At 71.4% G+C, this 20,467-nt stretch carries 19 protein-coding genes; 1 reads left to right on the top strand and 18 read right to left on the bottom strand.

Annotated features, from left to right (window positions below; all coding sequences use genetic code 11):
- Positions 1-137: 137 nt before the first annotated feature.
- A complete protein-coding gene (locus tag CHAN_RS01570) occupies positions 138-512 on the bottom strand; it encodes a DUF4229 domain-containing protein (protein ID WP_065421435.1) in 375 nt (124 codons plus the stop codon).
- Positions 513-555: 43 nt separating this feature from the next.
- Between CHAN_RS01570 and CHAN_RS01565 the strand changes: the two genes are divergently transcribed.
- On the top strand, positions 556-1,023 hold the full coding sequence (locus tag CHAN_RS01565; RefSeq protein WP_290291090.1) for a hypothetical protein: 468 nt from the start codon (positions 556-558) through the stop codon (positions 1,021-1,023).
- Between the two features lie 390 nt (positions 1,024-1,413).
- Here CHAN_RS01565 and rfbA read toward each other — a convergent pair whose 3' ends face one another.
- The 17 genes from rfbA to CHAN_RS01480 form a co-directional block, all read right to left on the bottom strand.
- Complete coding sequence (gene rfbA, locus CHAN_RS01560) at positions 1,414-2,289, bottom strand: glucose-1-phosphate thymidylyltransferase RfbA (protein WP_290291088.1); 876 nt, start codon at positions 2,287-2,289, stop codon at positions 1,414-1,416.
- Positions 2,290-2,296: 7 nt separating this feature from the next.
- Positions 2,297-2,995: a dTDP-4-dehydrorhamnose 3,5-epimerase family protein gene (locus CHAN_RS01555; RefSeq protein WP_290291086.1), complete on the bottom strand. Its 699-nt coding sequence runs from the start codon at positions 2,993-2,995 to the stop codon at positions 2,297-2,299.
- A gap of 75 nt (positions 2,996-3,070) precedes the next feature.
- Complete coding sequence (rfbB, locus tag CHAN_RS01550) at positions 3,071-4,108, bottom strand: dTDP-glucose 4,6-dehydratase (RefSeq protein WP_290291084.1); 1,038 nt, start codon at positions 4,106-4,108, stop codon at positions 3,071-3,073.
- 100 nt (positions 4,109-4,208) lie between these two features.
- Positions 4,209-4,589 (bottom strand): NfeD family protein, encoded by a 381-nt coding sequence (locus CHAN_RS01545; RefSeq protein ID WP_290291082.1) that lies wholly within the window; start codon positions 4,587-4,589, stop codon positions 4,209-4,211.
- A complete protein-coding gene (ccsB, locus tag CHAN_RS01540) occupies positions 4,589-5,635 on the bottom strand; it encodes a c-type cytochrome biogenesis protein CcsB (RefSeq protein WP_048740009.1) in 1,047 nt (348 codons plus the stop codon). Before ccsB ends, CHAN_RS01545 begins: the two co-directional genes overlap by 1 nt.
- A 151-nt stretch (positions 5,636-5,786) precedes the next feature.
- Complete coding sequence (locus tag CHAN_RS01535; RefSeq protein ID WP_290293251.1) at positions 5,787-7,397, bottom strand: cytochrome c biogenesis protein ResB; 1,611 nt, start codon at positions 7,395-7,397, stop codon at positions 5,787-5,789.
- A 64-nt stretch (positions 7,398-7,461) separates the two neighbouring features.
- Positions 7,462-8,307 (bottom strand): cytochrome c biogenesis CcdA family protein, encoded by an 846-nt coding sequence (locus CHAN_RS01530; RefSeq protein ID WP_290291079.1) that lies wholly within the window; start codon positions 8,305-8,307, stop codon positions 7,462-7,464.
- Positions 8,308-8,952, bottom strand: coding sequence for a TlpA disulfide reductase family protein (locus CHAN_RS01525; RefSeq protein ID WP_377748389.1), 645 nt, complete (start codon positions 8,950-8,952; stop codon positions 8,308-8,310). It lies immediately after the preceding gene.
- A 152-nt stretch (positions 8,953-9,104) separates the two neighbouring features.
- Positions 9,105-9,749: a histidine phosphatase family protein gene (locus tag CHAN_RS01520; RefSeq protein ID WP_048740005.1), complete on the bottom strand. Its 645-nt coding sequence runs from the start codon at positions 9,747-9,749 to the stop codon at positions 9,105-9,107.
- Positions 9,746-11,077, bottom strand: coding sequence for a glutamate-1-semialdehyde 2,1-aminomutase (gene hemL, locus CHAN_RS01515; RefSeq protein WP_275042079.1), 1,332 nt, complete (start codon positions 11,075-11,077; stop codon positions 9,746-9,748). The genes CHAN_RS01520 and hemL overlap by 4 nt, the downstream gene beginning before the upstream one ends.
- Positions 11,078-11,203: 126 nt before the next feature.
- Positions 11,204-13,975: a heavy metal translocating P-type ATPase gene (locus tag CHAN_RS01510; RefSeq protein ID WP_290291076.1), complete on the bottom strand. Its 2,772-nt coding sequence runs from the start codon at positions 13,973-13,975 to the stop codon at positions 11,204-11,206.
- Positions 13,972-14,358 carry a hypothetical protein gene (locus tag CHAN_RS01505; RefSeq protein ID WP_290291074.1) on the bottom strand — a complete coding sequence of 129 codons (387 nt, stop codon included), beginning with the start codon at positions 14,356-14,358 and terminating at the stop codon, positions 13,972-13,974. Before CHAN_RS01505 ends, CHAN_RS01510 begins: the two co-directional genes overlap by 4 nt.
- The gene (locus CHAN_RS01500; RefSeq protein WP_290291073.1) at positions 14,348-14,944 is read right to left on the bottom strand and encodes a hypothetical protein; all 597 of its coding nucleotides are present in this window, start codon (positions 14,942-14,944) and stop codon (positions 14,348-14,350) included. Before CHAN_RS01500 ends, CHAN_RS01505 begins: the two co-directional genes overlap by 11 nt.
- A complete protein-coding gene (gene hemB / locus CHAN_RS01495) occupies positions 14,941-15,969 on the bottom strand; it encodes a porphobilinogen synthase (protein ID WP_290291071.1) in 1,029 nt (342 codons plus the stop codon). The genes CHAN_RS01500 and hemB overlap by 4 nt, the downstream gene beginning before the upstream one ends.
- A gap of 116 nt (positions 15,970-16,085) precedes the next feature.
- Positions 16,086-17,819, bottom strand: coding sequence for a bifunctional uroporphyrinogen-III C-methyltransferase/uroporphyrinogen-III synthase (locus tag CHAN_RS01490; RefSeq protein ID WP_290291069.1), 1,734 nt, complete (start codon positions 17,817-17,819; stop codon positions 16,086-16,088).
- A gap of 109 nt (positions 17,820-17,928) precedes the next feature.
- Positions 17,929-18,831, bottom strand: coding sequence for a hydroxymethylbilane synthase (gene hemC, locus CHAN_RS01485; protein WP_048740224.1), 903 nt, complete (start codon positions 18,829-18,831; stop codon positions 17,929-17,931).
- Between the two features lie 73 nt (positions 18,832-18,904).
- The gene (locus tag CHAN_RS01480) at positions 18,905-20,320 is read right to left on the bottom strand and encodes a glutamyl-tRNA reductase (protein ID WP_377748390.1); all 1,416 of its coding nucleotides are present in this window, start codon (positions 20,318-20,320) and stop codon (positions 18,905-18,907) included.
- Positions 20,321-20,467: the final 147 nt, after the last annotated feature.

Below are 20,467 nucleotides of genomic sequence, written 5' to 3'. Positions count from 1 at the left end.
CCGGTCACGCCGCCCCCGCACCCCGAAAACCGACCGGCCCGCATCCGACCGTCCCCGCCTCACCCCCCCGACGATCCGGGCACCAGAAAAGGGGGCAGCAGCGTACCGCCCGCCCCCTCGCATTTCCGGCGGCGCCGCTACTCCGACTCGCGCTCGGCGAGCTGTTCGCGCACGTACGCCTTGTGCTCGCGGCGGTTCTTGTCCCACACGGCGACGCCCTCGTTGGCGCGGACGCGCAGCTTCGGGAACAGGAACACCGACGCCGGCATGGCCACGATCAGCGCCAGGACGGCGAGGATGGCCAGCGGAACCTGAATCTCGAACAGCACGATCACGACGATGAGAACCAGGAACACGGCCAGGAAAAGCATGAGCCGCGCCAGGCCGTACCAGAGGACGTCCTTGAAGGCCTCGTTGCGCTGCGCGCGGTGGGCGTTTTCGTCGGGGACCTGCCCGCGGTCGGACGCAACGGCGTCGGAGTCGCCGGGGGTCTGCTTAGCATTGTCACTCACACTGGACACTCTACGTATCCTGGATTGACGTAGGAGGTGCCAGGTGGGCCGTTTGTTGATTCTGATCCTCATCATCGTGGTGATCGTGCTGGTGTGGCGCGCGTTCGGCCCCGGGACGTGGGGCAGGGGCGCGGGCCGCAGCGGCATGGCGGGGCCGGGTGCGCTCGGCGGCGGGCTCGGTGCGGGCGGTCGCGGCATCGGCCGTGGCACCCGCGACATGGGGCAGCCGCGCATCAAGGGCCCGGATGACGACGAGGACTTCCTCTGGCGCCTGGAAAAGCAGCGTTTCGACGAGCAGCGTGCCCGCGAGCGCGCCGCCGAGGCCGAGCGTCTGCGGCGGCAGGCCGAGGAACGCCGAGGTCGCGAGGGCGGTGCCGGCGGTTCCGGCAATCCCGGTGGCGGCGGGCCCGGCAGTCCCGGCAATCCCGGTGGCGGCGGGCCCGGCGGTTCGCGTGACGACGACGGCGTGGACGGCGCAGGTAACCACAAAGACCCGCGCAATCCCGACTAAGACGGACGCCCGCGCGACACCGGAGAATCCCGAGAACCCGCAGAATCCGGACTAAGACGGTCACCCACCCGGCCTCGGGAACGCCGGCGGCCACGCTCAGTCACACCAGCCCCAACGCCAGCGGATCGCGTTCAAATTGAAACACCGCGGCCGCAAATGACCAGGTCAAATGCCGCCGCCGTGTTTCAAAATGAACGCAAACGCCAGCACTTGTGACGGATGGGGTTAGCGCAGGTCAGGGCGCCGGCCACGACCTGCGCATTCACGCCGGCACGTTTACTCGCGAATGCACGGCCGGCCGGCACATTCAAGCCCCACCCGCCCGCACATTCACGCCCTCCCCGCCGCGCACGCCCGTCTCACCGGAACGTCCCCGACCCGCGCCCTGCGCTACACGTTCTTGCCGCGCTTCAGCAGCTGCAACAGGTACTCGCCGTAGCCCGACTTCGCCAGCGCCCGCCCGCGCCGCTCGAGGTCGTCGTCGGACAGCCAGCCCATGCGCCACGCGACTTCCTCGGGGCAGCCGATCTTCAGGCCCTGCCGCTGCTCGATGGTCCGCACGAAGTCCCCCGCCGCCATCAGCATGTCGACCGTCCCCGTATCCAGCCACGCCGTCCCCCGCGGCAGAATCTCGACCTTCAGCCGCCCCTGCTCCAGGTAGGCGCGGTTGATGTCGGTGATTTCCAGCTCGCCGCGCGCCGACGGCTCCAGCCCCCGTGCGATCTCCACGACGTCGGAGTCGTAGAAGTACAGGCCCGGCACGGCGAAGTTCGACCGTGGGTTCTCGGGCTTCTCCTGCAGGCCGGTGGCCATGCCCGACTCGTCGAAATCAACGACGCCGTACGCGGTGGGGTCGGCGACCCAGTAGGCGAAGATCGCCCCGCCCTCGGGCTGGCGGAACCGCCGCAGCTGCGTGCCCAGCCCCGCGCCGTAGAAGATGTTGTCGCCCAGCACCAGCGCGACGGCATCATCGCCGATGTGGTCGGCGCCGATGATGAACGCCTCGGCCAGCCCCCGCGGCTCATCCTGCTCGGCGTACGTCAGGTTCACGCCGAAGTCGGACCCGTCGCCAAGCAGGCGCGAGAACTGCGGCGCATCCTCGGGCGTCGTGATGATCAGAATGTCCCGCACCCCCGCCAGCATCAGCGTGCACAGCGGGTAGTAGATCATCGGTTTGTCGTAGACGGGCACGAGCTGTTTGCTCACGGCCCGCGTGATCGGCCACAGCCGCGATCCGGTGCCGCCCGCCAGAATGATGCCCTTCATGGTGCGCTCACGCCTCCCCGGCGTCCTCGTTGGCCATGGCCCATTCGTCGCGCAGTTCGTTTTCCAGGGCGCGGCAGTCGTCCCAGTCGGGCAGGGCCCCGCCGGCGCGCTCGAACTCGGCGATGGTGGGTGCGGCGGCGTCGCGTTCGGACAGGATCGGCTTGCCGACGCCCGCCAGGATCGCCTCGACGTCGATGCCGAGCTCGGGGTCGCGGATGGACACGGCCCTCTCGATGTCGGGGTCATAGCCGGTGGAGGTCAGGTAGGTGAGCACCGAGCCGTCGGCAAGCGAAACGAAACCGTGCGCGACGCCGACCGGCAAGTGCACCACGCGCCGCGTCGCCGGCTCGAGCTCGACGGTCAGCACCCGGCCGAACGCCGGCGACCCGCGGCGAATGTCGACGATGATGTCCAGCACCCGGCCCGCCGCGCACGTGACCAGCTTCGCCTGCCCCGGCGGGACGTCGGCGAAGTGCAGGCCGCGGACCACGCCGGCAGCGGAGACGCTCATGTTCGCCTGCTCGGGGATGAAGGGGTATCCGGTGGCGTCGATGAACGCCTCGGCCTTGAACCACTCGTGGAACGACCCGCGCGCGTCGCCGTGGATGATCGGCTCGAAGACGTGCACCCCCGGGATGGAGGTCGGCTGGAAGGTGGCCCGGGAGGTCTGCTCTGCGTCGGTGCTCGAATCGTTGCCCTGAGTCATGCGTCCGAGTTTAGGTCGCCCGCCGGATCCGGGCGCCGCGTCACGGCCGGGACCGCGCCGTGCCTGCGGCGAACGCTAGAGATCGATCCGCTTTTCGACGCGCGCGTACCCCTCCTCGGCGGCCTCGTACGCATCGCTCCACCACTCCTCGTTGTCCCGGTACCACTCAATGGTCTCCGCCAGCCCCGCCACGAAATCGCGGTGCGCGGGCTCCCAGCCGAGGGCGGTCATGGACGACGGGTCGATGGCGTAGCGGCGGTCGTGGCCGGGCCGGTCGGTGACGTGGACGAAGTCGCCGCGGTCGCGTCCGAACGCCTCCAGGATGTCGCCGACGACGTCGATGTTGGAGCGTTCGCCGTCGGCGCCGATCAGGTACGTCTCGCCGATGGTTCCGCGGTCGAGGATGGTCCACACGGCGTCGTTGTGGTCGTCGACGTGGATCCAGTCGCGCACGTTGTCGCCGGTGCCGTACACGCGCGGCGACCTGCCCCGCAGCAGCCCGCAGATCTGGCGCGGGATGAGCTTTTCCGGGTGCTGGCGCGGCCCGTAGTTGTTGGAGCAATTGCTGATGGTCGCCGCCAGCCCGAAACTGCGCACCCACGCGCGGACGAAGTGGTCGGCCGACGCCTTCGACGCCGAGTACGGGCTCGACGGGTTGTACGGCGTATCCGTGGTGAAGCGCGCGGGGTCGTCGAGGGCCAGGTCGCCGAAGACCTCGTCGGTGGAAATGTGGTGCAGCCGCACGTCGTGCTTCGCGCATGCCTTTGCCACGTTCACCGTGCCCATGACGTTGGTGGTGACGAACGGGTCGGCGTCACGCAGCGAATTGTCGTTGTGGCTCTCCGCGGCGAAGTGGACCACGGCATCGTGCTTGGCGACGAGCCGATCCATCAGTTCCGCATCGCGCACGTCACCGGACACGACCTCGCAGACGAACGGCGCGTCCGATGCCGCGGACGATCCGTCCGCGGGGGCCTCGCGCAGGCTGTCGCGATTGGCGGCGTAGGTGAAGGAGTCGAGCACGGTGACGTCGACGTCCGGCCGGGTCTCCAGGGTCCGGTGCACGAAGTTCGAGCCGATGAAACCGGCCCCGCCGGTGACGAGGATGCGCATGCGCCCACCGTACCCCGCGGCCCGGATTGCTCCGGGAAGACGAAAACCGCCGCGGACGGAAATCCGTCAGCGGCGGTACGGAGGTGCGGCGGAGCGACCGTCAGTGCCGGACCACCTGATCATGGTCGGGTGCGGGTTCTCCCGCGGAGCCCTTCGGGGCGCCGGCGTAGATCGCCATCACCAGCACGCCGGCCAGGAAGAACCCTCCGCCGAGGATCTCCGCCCAGCCGAAGGAATCGTCGGCCCAATCGACCACGGTGAGCACCGCGCCGACGGCGATGAGGCCCAGCCCGGCCAGCAGCGCGCGCTTCGTGCCGAACCTCCGGATCACGCCGGGCGGGGCGAAGGCCGCCAGGATCATGGCGACGCCGGCGACCATGGTCACCTCGCCGAGCCCGCCGGGCGCGAAGAGGGTGAAGAACAGGCCGATCAGCAGCAGGAACGCCCCCAGCGTCAGGGAGCTCTTCGACGTCGGCCGCATCAGTTCAGCCCGGCGTAGGAGTGCAGGCCGGAGACGACCATGTTGATGAAGAACAGGTTGAACACCATCGTCGCGAAGCCGATGATGTTGATCCACGCGGCGACCGCGTTGCGCCAGCCCGTCGTCGCGCGGGCATGCAGGTACGCGGCGTAGACGATCCACGTGATGAAGGACACGGTCTCCTTCGGGTCCCAACCCCAGAACCGGCCCCAGGCGACCTCGGCCCAGATGGCGCCGAACACGACGCCCAGGCCGAACAGCGGGAACGCCCAGATCGCGGTGCGGTACGCGATGGTGTCGAGGGTCTTCGCCGACGGCAGCGGCATGGCCAGCTTGCCGAAGACGCCCTTCTCCTTGCCCTTCGGCTGCGCGATGCGGAGCAGGTACAGCAGCGACGCGATGCCGGACACCAGGAAAATGCCGCCGCCGATGGACACGGTGGAGACGTGGATGGGGAACCAGATCGACTGCAGGGCCGGGACGACCGGCGCGGACTCCGCGTACAGCGACGTTCCGCCGTAGAACATCAGCGCCGCGACCGGGGTGAGCAGCCAGGGCCAGAAGATCCGGGTCTCGTTGCGGCGCAGCAGAATCGACGCGATGACCATGGCGAAGAGGCTGAACACCGAGATGTACTCGTACAGGTTGCCCCACGGGAAACGCTCGGCGGACAGGCCGCGCAGGACCACCGACGCCAGGTGAACGGCGACGCCGACGTAGACGACCATCTCGGCCATCGAACCGACGGACCCGGCCTTGCGGAACTTCGCGGCGATGTCCGCGGAGTCGCGCTCGTTGGCCTCGTAGGTGTCCCGGTTCGGCCCGGAAGAATCGGACGCGGCATCGTCGCCGCCGTAGGGGTTCGCCGGAGCGTTGCCGACGAGAACCTTCTCGCCGACCTGGGCTCGGGCCTCGGCCCGGGCCTCGAGGGCCGACAGGCGACGGGCGTAGTAGGCGACGAACAGCAGCAGCGCCAGCGCGTACAAGGCGAAGGCCGTGAAGTACGACCAGTCGGAGTATTGCGCCAGGGTCTGATTGACGGGCATCGGGGCCGTTTCCTGTCTTTCCGGGGTTCCTGCGATCGGGTATGACCGTAGTCGCGCAGCCCCCCAAAACCCAACCCCCGGGGGCATACATGCAGGCCGGGGGCACCTGACTTAACGACGGAGCGTCGTCAAAACGTCGCGCGACAACCCGTCACTCGTCGTCGGGCTCGGGGCGGCCCAACACGCCGCGCACGAAGGCGTCGAACTCGTCGCCCCAGCCGGCGCGGTCCGTGCGGGCCAGGCCACCGAACTCCACGCGGGTGACGCCCTCCGACACCGGGTGCAGGCGCACCCACAGGCGACGGCGCTTCACCGCCAGCGACACGACCAGGCCGCCGAGCATCGCGATCGCCGACCACAGCACCCACGCCTGCGTCGGGTCATGGGCGACCTGCAGGTTCACGAACTCCTTGGCGCCGAGGAACTCCACCCGCGTGCCGTCGTCGAGGACGGTGTCCTCGCCCGCCTTCAGGTTGACGCGGGCGATCTTCTGCAGCTGCCCCGAATGCATCAGGTCGCGGTCCAGGGAGAACAGCTGCTGGCTGCGCCCGGTGTCCAGGCCCGCGTCGCCGCGGTAGACGTCCACGGCGATGGCGGGGTCGTTCAGGGCGGGGTACGACGACGTCAGCAGCTGGCCGGTCTCGCCGGTGAACTCCGCCGTCGGGGCGAACAGGCCCTCGATGGCGATCTGGTTCTGGCGGCGCTCGAACAGGTCCGGGTACATGCCCGCCGGCGGGTCGAAGCGCATCGCGCCCGACGACAGGAAGAACATCGGGTCATCCGGGCGGAACTGCACCACGGACGTGCGCGACTCGCCGTTGGGCCACGTCACCCGCACCGCCGGCGCGAAACCGTGGCCCTGCAGGTACACGCGGTCGCCGTTGACGCGCAGCGGATGGTTCACGCGCAGCGTCTGCTCGTTCCACGAGTCCACCGGGTCGCGCATCTGGTCCTCGTCGGCCCAGCGGATGTTCGACGTGAACATCTTCGCCTGGCCGTTGGGCAGGTAATCGGCCTTGAAATCGCGCACCTGCACGCAGAACGGGTTGAGGCCGGTGCCGTCGAAAAGCAGGCCCGGGCGCAGCGAATCGAAGTTGGCCGGGGCCGTGTTGCAGAACGGGTTGCCCACCGCGCCCTCGACCGCCTCGTCCTGGATCTCGGTGCCGGTGCCCGTGACCAGGATCACCTGGCCCTCGTAGTACAGCAGCTTGCCCGCGGCGATGGTGATCAGCAGCGCCACCAGCCCCAGGTGGAACACGAGGTTGCCGAACTCGCGCAGGTACCCGCGCTCGGCGGAGAACGACACCGCGCCCGCACGGTCCTCCTCGGCCGGGGTCTCGGTCAGGTGCCACCGCTTCAGCCGGGAGGAAACGTCCGCCTTCACCTCGTCGAGGGGCTTTTCGACGACGCCGGCGTCGTTCATGGGCAGCCTGCCCAAATTCTTCGGCGCCCGCGCCGGCGGCGTGCGCATGGCCTTCCAGTGCTCCCACGTGCGCGGGATGATGCAGCCCACCAGCGACGCGAACAGCAGCACGTAGATGGCGGTGAACCAGAAGGACGAAAAAACGTCGAAAAGCTGGAGCTTGTCGAAGATCTCCGCCATCTTGCCGTTGTTGGCCAGGTACTCGTCGACCTTGTCCTGCGACAGCTGGCGCTGCGGCAGCAGGGCGCCCGGGATCGCCGCGAACGCGAGCAGGAACAGCAGGATCAGCGCCGTGCGCATGCTGGTCAGCCAGCGCCACGCCGCCCGCACCGGGCGCATCGCCTTCGCGCCGGCGGTGCCCCGCGGTGCCTGCGTGGTTGTCGCCATCTGCCCTGCCATCTCCTTAAATCGGCGTCACCGTGTCGGTGATGAACGCCACCTGAATCCAATTGACGAACATATCCCAGAGCCCGGACACCAACGCGATGCCCACCAGCACCAGCATCACGCCGCCGGCGATCTGGATCTTCCGGGAATTGCGGCGCAGCCAATCCACGCCCTTCATGGCGCTGGCCGAACCCAGCGCCACCAGGATGAACGGCAGGCCCAGACCCATGCAGTACGCCACGATCAGCGCCACTCCGCGTGCGGCCGTCAGCCCCTCGGTGCCCGCCGAGACCGAGATGATGGCCGTCAGCGTCGGCCCCAGGCACGGCGTCCACCCCAGCGCGAACACCGCGCCGAGCATCGGGGCGCCCAGCCACGTGGTCCACCGCTTCGGCGCCATTCGGGTATCGCGCTGCAGGGCGGGCACCATGCCCATGAAGACCAGGCCCATGGCGATGGTGACCACGCCGCCGACGATGGTCAGCGTCCGCGCCCCCAGGCGAAGCGAGGAAACCAGCCCGAACACCGAGGCCGAACCCAACACGAAGATCACCGTGAAACCCGCGACGAACAGCAGCGCCGCCAGGCCCACGCGGGCGCGCACCCGCTTCCGCGACGCGGCGGACGAACCGGGGGCGCGGTCGCCGTCGTCAAGCGCCGCCGTGCCCGAACCGGGGGCTCCCTCCCCCGCCGCGCCGGAGATGCCCGTCAGGTAGGAGACGTAACCGGGCACGAGCGGGATCACGCACGGGCTGGCGAAGGACACCAGACCCGCGGCGGCCGCCGCCAACAGGGCCAGGAAGATCGGGCCCTGGGCCGCGGCGTCCGCGAAAGCGTCGCCGATGCCGGAGGCGAGGAGCATCTAGGCCGCCCCACCCTCGTCGGCGACCTTCTGCACCGCGGCCCACAGCTCCGACTCGTTGATCTCCTTCAGGAAGACGACCGCCGGGCGGTGCTCGCGGTCCAGGACGATCGTCGTCGGGATCACCGACGCCGGGATGCCGCCCAGCGAGCCCGCGTTGACGAACGGTGGATCGTAGATCGACGGGTAGGCCAGGCCGTTGTCCTTCACGAAATCGCGCGGGGCGGACTTCACGTGATCGCGGACGTTGATGCCCAGCACCGTGCCGACATTCGCCTCGCGCATCTTCTCGTGGACGACCTGCAGGTCATCCGACTCCGAGCGGCACGGGGCGCACCACTGGCCCCACGCGTTGAGGACCACCATCTGGCCCTTGAAATCCGACAGGCGGATCTGCTTGCCGTCCTCCATCAGGGAATCGCCGTAGACGTCGGCGACCGGCTTGCGGTCCTCCGGGGCGTACTCGATCACCGTCTGCCCGCCGGGCGAGACGAACTCGAAGGTGCCGCCGATGGCGACCGCGTCATGGCCGACGGTCTCGTCGCCGCATGCGGCCAGCGACGCGGTCAGGGCGATGCCCGCCACGGCGGCGATGGTGCGGAAAAGGGGGCGCAATTGGGGGCCGTCCATTTCAAGATCGGGCATTTGGGGTTCGGGCGTTCGAAGCCCGGGCATGTGGAGCTCGGGCTTTTGAAGTTCCGGTTTTTGAAGTTCCGGCTTTTGAAGTTCCGGGTCCACTGCAATCTAACGAACGAGGGGCCCCGACGCCGAATCACGGGTGGGGCCCGATCGGGACGTCAGAGGTGCGCGGCGGGCTCGGAATAGCGCACGTCGACGATGGTGTCGCCCAGGTAGACCAGCGACGTCACCGACGACAGGTCGCACTGGCGGTTCGCCGGGTTGTGGGCCAGGCGCTGCCCGCGGGCGCGGCGGGCGGCCGCGACGACGCACAGCTGGTGGGTGACGATGATCGCCTCCCGCCCCTCCGCGGCCTCGCGGGCGCGGTCGATGGCCCTGAACATGCGGTCGGCGATCTCGTCGTACGGCTCGCCCCAGCTGGGCACGTCCGGCCGGCGCAGGCGCGGCCAGTAGCGCGGGTTCCACAGGTCGGAATCCCAGCCGCGCACGTGCAGGCCCTCGAAGGAGTTGCCCGCCTCCAGCACGTCGGGGTCGATGACCGGCTCCAGCCCCGTGACGCGGGTGACCGGCTCGCAGGTCTCGCGGGTGCGCTGCAGCGGCGAGCACGCGACGTAGGCGACGTCGTGCCCGGCGAACGCCTCGGCGGTGGCCACCGCCATCGCGCGGCCGCGGTCCGACAGCCGGTAGCCCGGCAGCCGCCCGTAGAGGATCTTCGACGGGTTGTGCACCTCGCCGTGGCGGATCAGGTGGACGATGGTCCGAGGCGCGTGGACGGGCGTGCGCCCGTTTCCGCCCCCGGTCACTTGCCGGTCTCCGGGGTCGCGGCGGCCGCGGCCTTCGCGGCGGCGCGGGCCGCCGACTCGATGACCTCGAAGTCCGCGTCGGTGAGGGCGGAGGACACGAACCACGTCTCGAAGCAGCTCGGCGGGGCGTAGACGCCGTTTTCCAGCAGGGCGTGGAAGAACGCCGGGTAGCGGAACGTCTCCGCGGCCTTCATGTCGGCGAAGTTGCGGCCCTCGCCCTCCGCGAAGCGCGGGGAGAAGAACGTGGCGGCGCGCTGGATGTGGTGGGCGACGCCCTCCGCGGTCAGCGCGTCGGACAGGATGGCGGACATGCGGTCGGCGTTGGCGGCGACGGCGGCGTACACCGCGTCGTCGGCCGCACGGAGGCTGGCGAGGCCCGCCGCCACCGACACGGGGTTCCCGGACAGCGTGCCGGCCTGGTAGACGGGGCCCTGCGGGGCGAGGTGCTCCATGATGTCGCGGCGGCCGCCGAACGCGGCGGCGGGCAGGCCGCCGGAGACGACCTTGCCGAAGGTGGTCAGGTCGCCGGCCACGCCGTCGACGCCGTACCAGCCCTTGGCCGAGGTGCGGAAGCCGGTCATGACCTCGTCGAGGATCAGCAGCGCGCCATCGTCGTTGGCGATGCGCTTGAGCTCCGCGTTGAAGCCCTCGTCCGGGGCGACGGTGCCCATGTTGCCCGCGGCGGCCTCGGTGATCACGCAGGCGATCTCGCCCGGATTGTCGGCGAACGCGCGTCGCACCGCCTCCAGGTCGTTGTAGGGCACGACGATGGTGTCGGCCGCCGCCGCGCCGGTGACGCCCGGCGAATCCGGCAGGCCGAAGGTGGCGACGCCCGAGCCGGCCGAGGCCAGCAGCGCATCGACGTGGCCGTGGTAGCAGCCGTCGAACTTCACGACCTTGCCGCGGCCGGTGAAGCCGCGGGCCAGGCGCACCGCCGACATGGTGGCCTCGGTGCCGGAGTTGACCAGGCGGACCTCCTCGACCGACGTGCGGTCGATGATCTCCTGCGCGAGCTCCGTCTCGCCCGCCGTGGGCGCGCCGAAGGACAGGCCGCGGCCCGCCGCCTCGCGGACGGCCTCGACGACGGCCGGGTGGGCGTGGCCCATCAGCATCGGGCCCCAGGAGCACACGAGGTCGACGTACTCGTTGCCGTCGGCGTCGACGAGGCGCGAGCCCTTGGCCGACTCGATGAAGCGGGGCGTGCCCCCGACCGAGCCGAACGCGCGCACCGGGGAATTGACTCCGCCCGGCGTCACCGCGCGGGCGCCGTCGAAGAGGCGCGCGGAGTTTTCGGTCTGCTGATTTGAGGTCCGCTGGGGTGTGTTCACGCCGCCCATCGTAGGGAAACGCCGCGGCGGCGCGGGCACCCGCCCCCGCCCCGTGTCGGGGGTGGGAGCGCGATGAAGGGAGCGGGCGGAGTTGAGGGAGCGGGGCCGTCTCCCCCTCCGGCGACCTCAGCCGTGGTCCGCGGCCCGCAGCGCGCGGCGGCGCGACTGGCCCGGGCGGGGCGGATGGCCGCTGCGGCCCATGATCCGGCCGAGGCGGCGCGAACGCCATTCGATCCACAGGCCGGACACGACCATCAGCACCGAGGCCACGAGCGGATGCAGCACGCCGGCGACGGACAGCGCCAGCACCGCGATGTTGTACGTCCAGGCGGAGATGATGTTGGCGGACATCGTGCGGGTGACCACGCGCGCCAGCGAGATCGCCTCCGGGACGGACCGGACCGCCGAACGCAGCGACACCACGTCCGACTCCTCGATCTCGAGGTCCTCCACGCCGGCGTCGGCGTCCATGAGCACCCCGACGTCGGCGACGCGCAGGCATTCGGCGACGTCGGAGCCGCCGACCATGACCACCGTCTCACCGCCGGCGTGGACGCCGCGCACGGCGGCCGCCTTGCGGCCGGGGACGATGCCGGCGTACACCCGCGAGATGCCCAGGCGGTCGGCGAAACGCCGGGCCACGGGGTACGTGTCGCGGGTGATCATGATGGTGTCGACGCCCATGTCCTCCAGCTCGTCGATCGCCTCGACGGCATCGGGCTTGATGTCCTCGCCGACGGTGATGACGCCGCGGACCTTGCCGCGCCAGCTGATCACCAGGGGCGTGCCGCCGCCGAGGGCGGCGACGGCCATCCGCTCGTCGAGGGCGGACATGTCGCGGGGGCGCCAGAGGCTGGCCTCGACGAACCGCATTTCGACGTCGCCGTCGGAGGTGGACACCGGCAATTCCGCCTGTCCGATGAACGCGCCATCCGCGTCGACTTCGACGTGGTGCACGTCGATCCAGTGCGGGACGTCCCCGCCGCCGGATCCGGCGTCGCGCGAGACGCGGCACGCGCGCACGATGGCGGCCGAAACCGGGTGGTCGCTCTCCATCATCAGCGCGCCCGCCACGCGCAGGATCAGCTCGGGGTTCTCGCCCTTCGCCGCCTGCACCTGCAGCACGTGCATCTCCCCCGCCGTCAGCGTGCCGACGCGGTTGAACATCACCGAATCCGCGGCGGCCAGCGAGCGGAACGCCTCCGCATCGTGGATGAGCAGGCCCCGTTCGGCGGCGTAGAGGATGCCGATGCGCAGCGCCGTCGAGGTCGACATGGCCAGGGCCACGGGAGCGATGCCGATGAGGATCGCCAGCGCCACCGCGAACGCGCCGCCCGCGCCGCCGGAGACCAGCCACCAGATGCCGAAGGCCACCAGGGCCAGCAGCATCGTCCACGGCACCAGGACCGACGCCGAGCGCACGGCCGTCTGGTGGGCGACGTCCTCTTCGTGGATGGCGGTCTGCAGCCACTTCTGGATGGCCGCCGCGCGGGTCTTGGAACCGGTGCGCGAGACGCGGACCTTCAGCTTCTGGTCCAGGTTCATCGACCCGGCCCACACGCGGGAGTTGACTTTGACGTCCTTCGGCTCGCTGCCGCCGCCGACCACGCGGGAGTCGACGCGCGAGGCGCCGCCGACGACGACGCCGTCGACGGGGATGACCTGCCCCGGGGGCACCAGCACGTCCTCGCCGATGTTCAATTCGGCCACGGGCACGCGCCGCTTCTCGGGCTTCGCGGCCTTGCCCGCCTTGCGCACCACGGTGACGTTGCGGTCCGCGGGAATGCGCAGCACGTTCATGGCCGCGCCCGTGCGCACGCGGTTGTACCGGGTGGCCAACCGCCCCGCCAGCAGCAGCACGGTCACGCCGCAGGCCACGTCGAGGAAGAGCTCCGCCGGAGCCCCCCGCTCGTAGTTGAAGGCGAACCACGTCGGCGACGTCGTGAAGCCGATCTTCCCGGCCTCGCCGAGGAAGATCTCGCCCGCGGACCAGACCCACCCGGCCAAAATGGCGACGGCGCTGGCGCCGTCGAGCGCCGACATGCGCCTGCGCATCGACGCCGCCATCGCCCGGTGGAACGGCCAGCCGCCCCACAGCGCCACGATCGTGGTCAGCCCCAGGCACATCCACTGCCAGCCGGGGAACTGCCACGGGACGTACAGCGACAGCACCAGCACCGGGATGCTCAGCAGCAGCGACACGATGAACCGCGTCCGGGTCACCAGGGCCCGGGCGGTGAAGAGCACCTCGTTGGAGCCTTCCGCGCGCAATGCCGCTTCACGACGGCGGATCCGCGCCTCCGACATCTGCTGCGCGGCGGCGGGCACGGCCGGGCGACGGCGCGGCGCGGCGTCCAGCCGGGTCGCCCGGCGGCGCAGTGAATTGCGGGTCAGGTACGCGCCGATGCCGTGCTCCGCCAGCGCGGCGATGAGCACGTCGGGTGCGACGTCGTCGGGGGCGGTGATCCACGCGCGGCCCGGCGAATAGACGACGGTGGCCCGGACCCCGGGGAACCCGTCGAGAATGCGCTCCGCCTCATCCGCCGCCAACGCCGAATCCAGGCCCTCCAGGACCAGGCCGTAGGACGTCAGCCCGGCGCCGGTGCGCCGCGCCAGGCGCTGGTGCAGGCTCTCGTCGTCGTCGCGGCGCCGCGAGGAATGCAGCCACGCGGCGGCGGCCTTGGCCTCGTCGATGGCGCGGGTGACCCGTTCATCGGTCTCGCGCAGGTCGCGCGCCCTGTCCTGCTCCGGGGTCGCGGCGGACCGGGAATCGGCGCGCACGCCGGCATCGGCCGGAGCCGCCGACGCCGGGCTGGGCCCGCGTTTCGCGTCCGGGGCGCTCGCGGACGGCTCTCCGGGCGCGGCGGTGCAGTTCCGCGGTCGGGAAGACGAGCTCATCGCCCGGCGCCCCCTTCCGCCGACTTGATGCCGCCGAACAGCAGGACCAGGCCGATGATCATGACGCCCGCGGGCACGGCGGTCCACGGCGTCACGGCCAGGGCCACGATGCCCGCCAGCGAGGCGAACGTGATCAGCGCGACGGCGCCGATGAGCACCCTGCGGACCACCTTCGACGATCCCGCGGACGGGGCGAGCACGGCGACGAGGGCCGCCACGGCGATGCCCAGCACCCCGACGATGACGACGTCGCGCGCCACCTCCGGGCGGATGCCCGTGCGGTCGCCGGCGAGCAGCAGCATGCCCACCACGGCCTGCGCGATCGCCCCGCCGACCAGCGTGAGCAACCACGCCGGACGGCCGGCCCGTACGTCAGCGGCCATCCCCGCCATCCTTTCCGCCACCGCGCCGCGCTCCCCGGCCCGGCGCAGATCCCGGCCCACCGCCGGAATCGTCTCCTCCGAGGCCAAAATACTCCATGGCGCAGCGGCCGGACGCCAATATCACCGCCGCGCCCGCCGCGGTCGCCGACGCGATGGCCAGCGCCCCGTCGGCGAGCCACAGGGGAACCGGGGCCATCGCCCACGGCCCCACCGGGCCGCCGATGAACACGACGAGCATCCGGGCGAACAGCAACGCCGACCCCGCCACCAGAATGAACCGCGCCCACTTCGCGCCCGCGCGCATGCGGTACGCCAGGAAGGCGAAGACCCCCGCGCAGGCGACGGTGAACAACATGTTGTACACCGCCATATGCCGCCCCACCATGATCGTGTCGTCCGCGGACAGCTCCGGAAGCGAATCGCCGACGGCCCGGCCCCCGAGACCCGGCACCTCCAGCAGCGCGCCGGGGTCGAGCAAGATGATCGCCAGGGTGGTCAGCGCGCCGGCGACCTGCAGGACGCACGTCACCAGCCACGCCTGCCACGCGCCGAGGATCTGCTGCGGGGGTTCGGGCCGGTCCGTCATCGCCCGCGGAGCTTCCTGGCGACGTCGACCGCGAAGTACGTCAGCACCTGCTCCGCGCCGGCGCGGTGGATGCCCAGCACGGACTCCATCATCGCCCCCTCCAGGTCGATCCAGCCGTTGTTGGCGGCCGCGTGGATCATCGCGTACTCGCCCGACACCTGGTACGCGGCGACCGGCACCGGCGACATGTCGGCGACCTCGCGGACGATGTCCAGGTACGCCATCGCGGGCTTGACCATGACGAAGTCGGCGCCCTCGGCGATGTCGAGCTCGACCTCCAGCAGGCTCTCGCGGCGGTTGGCCGGGTCCTGCTGGTACGTGCGGCGGTCACCCTCCAGCGAGCTGCCGACGGCCTCGCGGAACGGGCCGTAGAACGCCGACGCGTACTTCGCCGAGTACGCCATGATGGCCACGTCCACGTGGCCCGCGGCGTCCAGCGCGGCGCGGATGGCCTCGATCTGGCCGTCCATCATCCCGGACGGCGACACGATGTGGGCGCCGGCGTCGGCCTGCGCCACGGCCATGCGGGCGTAGTTGGCCAGCGTCGCGTCGTTGTCGACGATCGTGCGGCCCCACCGGTCGCGGCGCAGCACGCCGCAGTGCCCGTGATCGGTGAACTCGTCCAGGCAGGTGTCGGCCATGATCAGCACGTCGTCGCCGAACTCGCGGCGCAGGCGGGCCAGCGCCCGGTTGAGCACGCCGTCCTCCCGCCACGAGCACGCGCCCTCGCCGTCCTTGTCCGAATCCAGCGGCACGCCGAACAGGTCGACGCTGGGGATCCCCAGCTCCGCGGCCTCCTCGACCGCGCGGACCAGCGAGTCCTCCGTGTGCTGCGAAACGCCGGGCAGCGACGAGATCGGGCGGGGCTCGTCCAGGCCGTCGGCCACGAACATGGGCAGGATCAGATCATCGACAGTCAGCGACGTCTCCGCCGTCATCCGCCGCATCACGGGGGAAGAGCGCAGGCGGCGCGGCCTGCGGATCGGGGCTGGGACGTCGGCTGAGGGGGTGCGGGATTCCGTCATGCCCCCAGGGTACGGTCGCCCGCCGGGAAACGGGCACCGGGGTCGGGCTCCGTCGCGGGGGCACGCGATGCGCGCCTCGCCCGCGCCGGAGGCGCCCCTCCCCGGCCCGGCCCCGCCTACTCCCCGGCCGTCTCGGAGTTGTTCGCCGGGCCGTCGGCAAGCGACTCCGCCGCGGCCCGCGCGGCCTTGCCCTCGGAGGCGCGCTTGCGGCGCTTCTTGCGCGGCGGCGGCAGCTGGCCGGCGGCGCGCAGGTGCGCGACGTGCTCGGCCAGGGCATCCACCAGGTCGGTGATGCCGGCGCGCTCGGGCATGACGTCGACGCGCAGGCCGTACTCGCGGGCGGTCGCCGCGGCCATCGGGCCGATGCAGGCGATGATCGTGCGCGCGTGCGGCTTGCCGGCGATGCCGACCAGGTTCTTCACCGTCGAACCGGACGTGAAGCACACGGCGTCGAAACCGCCGGTCTTGATCATGTCGCGGATCTCGGCGCTCGGCGGGGCGGCGCGCACCGTGCGGTAGGCGGTGACGTCGTCGACCTCCCAGCCCAGGTCCATCAGGCCGTCGACCAGGACGTCCGTGCCGATGTCCGCCCGCGGCAGCAGCACCCGGTTGACCGGGTCCATGCCCTCGATGAACTCGGGGAACACCTCCACGACGCCGGCGGCGTTCTGGCGGGCCTCGTCGGGAAGCAGCTCCGGGGTGATGCCCAGCTCGCGGATCGCCTCCGCGGTCTTGTGCCCGACTGCGGCGATGCGCACGCCCGCGAACGACCGCGCGTCCAGGCCGAACTCGACGAACTTGTCCCACACCGCGTTGACCGCGTTGACGGACGTGAACACCACCCACTGGTAGCGACCGTCGACCAGGCCCTTGACCGCGCGCTCCATCTGGGCGGGGCTGCGCGGCGGCTCGATGGAGATGGTGGGCACCTCGATCGGGATCGCGCCGTGGGCGGCCAGGCGCGTGCGCATCGGGCCGGCCTGGCCCTTCGCGCGCGGCACCAGCACGTTCCAGCCGTACAGCGCACGGTTCTCCCACCAGCTGTACTTGGAGCGCTTGTCGACGCCCTTGCCCAGCGTGACCACCAGGGGACCCGACAGATCGCCCGACAGCTGCGCCAGCGTGCCCAGGGTGACGTCGTAGGTGCGCTGCAGGCGCGTGGTGCCGTGGACGGTGACGGACGTCGGCATCGAATCCGGCAGACCGCGGGCCGACAGCTCGCCGGCGATGGCCGACAGGTCGTCCTCCACCGCCTGCAGCACCAGCGGCTGCGGCGCGGCGGCCAGCTCGTCCCAGTCCACGTCGGCGCGGCCGAGGTCGGTTTCGGTGTACGTCGAGCCCAGCGCGATGCCCGCGAAGGCGGGGACCGTCGACGGCACCGACATGCCGGGCACGATCTGGAACTCGATGTTGTTGCGCGACACGGCGTTGATCTCCGCCAGGATGGCGTCGCTGGTCAGGGGGTTGCCCGCGACCAGGCGGACGACGTCGTGGCCCCGGCGGGCCTCGGCGACGAGCGCGCGGCTCATCTCCGTGGGGTCGCCCACGGGCTCGCGGATGTCGGCGGCCGTCGGCGGCGCGGGGCGCGGCGGCTTGCGGCGCGAGCCCGACGCCTTCGCATCGGCGCACAGGCGCTCGTAGGCTTCCTCGGCCTCGCGGAGGACGTCCTCGGGCACCGGGAGATCAGCGGCGACGAGTTCGCGTACGCCCGGCATCACGTCCGGGTCGACGTAGGCGACGGAAGTGCCGGCGAGGACTTCGCGGGCGCGCAGCGTCAGCAGATCCGGGTTGCCCGGGCCTGCGCCGACGAACAGGATGCGTCCGGCGGGCGTCGTGCGGGGGGTGCTCATCGTGGTGGCGTTGCTTTTCTTCTCGGTTGTTCGTGGCGGGTTGTGCGGGTTCGGGTGGGGCGGGCCGGGCCCGCGGGGCGGCGCGGGTTCGCGCCCGGCGCCCCGGGGGTCAACGCAGGGTGTCCCCCATGACGTCGTGGGCCCCCTGCTCCAGCAGGTGCGCGGCGACGGAGCGGCCGATCTCCTCGGCGTCCTCCGGGGCGCCGACGCCGGATTCGATCAGCCGGCGGGAGCCGTCGAGGGCGAATACGCCGGCGGTCAGCTCCAGCTGCCCGTCCTCGGTGATCACCGCGTGCGCGGCGACGGGGGCGGTGCAGCCGGCCTGCAGCTCGGACAGGATCATCCGCTCGGCGCGGGCGCGGGCGTGCGACTCGGCGTCGTCCAGGCGGCCGAGGATCAGCGCCAGGCGCTTGTCCGCGGCGCGGCATTCGACGGCCAGGGCTCCCTGGGCGGGCGCGGGCATGAGCACGTCGACGTCGAGCGACTCGGCGGCGCGGTCGAGCCGGCCGGTGCGGTCCAGGCCGGCGCGGGCCAGCACCACCGCGTCGAGGTCGTCGTCGACGCGGCCCATGCGGGTCTCGATGTTGCCGCGCAGCGGTCGGATGTCCAGGTCGGGCCGCACGGAGCGCAGCTGGGAGACGCGGCGCGGCGCGGAGGTGCCCACCTTGGCGCCCTCCGGCAGCTCGGCCAGCGGCACGTTGCCGCGGGAGACGAGCACCTCGCGCGGGTCGACTCGCTCCGGCACGGCGGCGATGATCAGGTCCTCCTCCGGCGCGGTCGGCAGGTCCTTGAAGGAGTGCACGGCGATGTCGCAGACGTCCTCGCGCAGCGCGTGGCGCAGGGCCTGGGTGAACACGCCGATGCCGATCTTCTCCACCGGGTCGTGCCGGTTGGCGTCGCCCTCGGTCTTCACGATCACCAGCTCGGCGTCGTGGCCCATGCGGATCAGCGCGTCGCGCACGTGGCCGGCCTGCGTGGTGGCTAGCTCGGAACCGCGGGTGCCGATGCGGATGACGGGCCGGTCGTCCCCGGCCACGCCGTCGGTCGAATCGGCGCCCTGGGTGTCGGTGCCCTGGATGTCGTTGTCAGCCACGGTTTCCTCCGGTTCCGGGTCGCATGATGCCGTCGATGTCCGCGGTGCCGCCCATGCGGCCCATGCGGTTGCCGACCATCAGGTCGGCGGGGATGTCGGTGTCCGCGTACAGCGCCTGGGGCGTGGACAGCGGAAGGTCGAACAGGCGCTGCAGGGCCTGGGCGTAGGACGTGCCGCCGGGTTCGCCGGACAGCTTCTTCACCTGGATCGTCGGCACGTGCAGCAGCTTGTCGACGACCCGGCGCACGGTCCGTCCGACCTCCTGGCGCTCGCGGTCGGACAGTCCCGGGGTCTTGGCCTCCAGGCGCAGCAGTTCGGCGGAGACGACCTCGGCGGCCTTCTCGCGCAGGGCCTTCACCGTCGGCGCGACCTCGAGGGCGCGCTGCGCCTGCAGGTAGCCCTCCAGTTCCTCGTCGACGATGGCGCGGGCGGCGTCCTCGTCGTCGCGGCCCAGCTCGCGGGTGGAGGTCATCTGCAGGTGCTCGATGTCGAACAGCGCGATGCCCTGCAGCTCGCCGACGCCCTCCTCGACGTCGCGCGGCATGGACAGGTCGGCGATGGCCAGCGGGCCGACGTCGCGCACGTCGTCGGCGAGGACCACGGGGCTCATGGCGCCGGTGGCGGTGACCAGGATGTCGACGTCGGACAGCACGTCGCGGTAGTCCTCGAGGGGGATGCCGCGGGCCGGGATGCCGGCCTCGATGGAATGGTCGGCGAGGGTCTCGGCGCGGTCGACCGTGCGGTTGGCGACGGTGATGTGCGAGACGCCCGCCCGGCCCAGGTGCGTGGCGGCCAGGGAGCTCATGGCTCCCGCGCCGAGGATCAGCGCGTGGCGGCCGGCCAGCCCGTCGGCGTCGCCGGGCTGGTAGTCGGGGTTGATGGCGCGGATGGCCTCGTCGACCGCGACGGAGACCATGGAGGCGCCGGCTTCGTCGATGCCGGTCTCCGAATGCACGCGCTTGCCGGTGTGCAGCGCGCGCTGCGCGAGGTCGTGGAGGGTGCGGCCCACCGCGCCGCATTCGTCGGCGTCCTGGTAGGCGGCGCGGAGCTGGCCGATGATCTGCTGCTCGCCGAGCACCATCGAATCCAGCCCGGAGGCCACCGACAGCATGTGCTCCGCGGCGCCCTCGGCGTAGCGGACGTACAGGTGCGGCGTCAGGTCGTCGACGTCGACCCCGGAGCGGTCCACGATCTCGCGCACGACGGCCGACAGGCCGGCGTGGAATCCCCGGGCCGCGACGTAGTACTCGACCCGGTTGCAGGTGGAGACCAGCATGGCCTCGGACACCGCGTCCTCCGAGAGAAGGCGGGCGAGCGTCTTGGGCTGGTCCGCGTCGGCCACGGACACCCGCTCCAGCAACGACACCGGCGCGGATCGGTGCGACATTCCCACGAGCAGCACACTCACGGCATAACCACCGCTATCCGTTCCTCCTCCATCCGGCGTCCGCATCGGCGGCCGGATCTCGACTTCCGCGTGGCGCACACGGGGTTCGGCGCCTTCGCTTCGCGGATCTGGATCGAGGTGAAAACGGCGCGAACCGGGGCGACGGCG

Origin of the sequence: Corynebacterium hansenii (assembly GCF_030408795.1) — a bacterium.
In the GTDB taxonomy this organism is placed as follows: Bacteria; Actinomycetota; Actinomycetes; order Mycobacteriales; family Mycobacteriaceae; genus Corynebacterium; species Corynebacterium hansenii.
The sequence above is the reverse complement of the archived record's forward strand: the minus strand, read 5'-3'. Positions and strand labels throughout refer to the sequence as shown.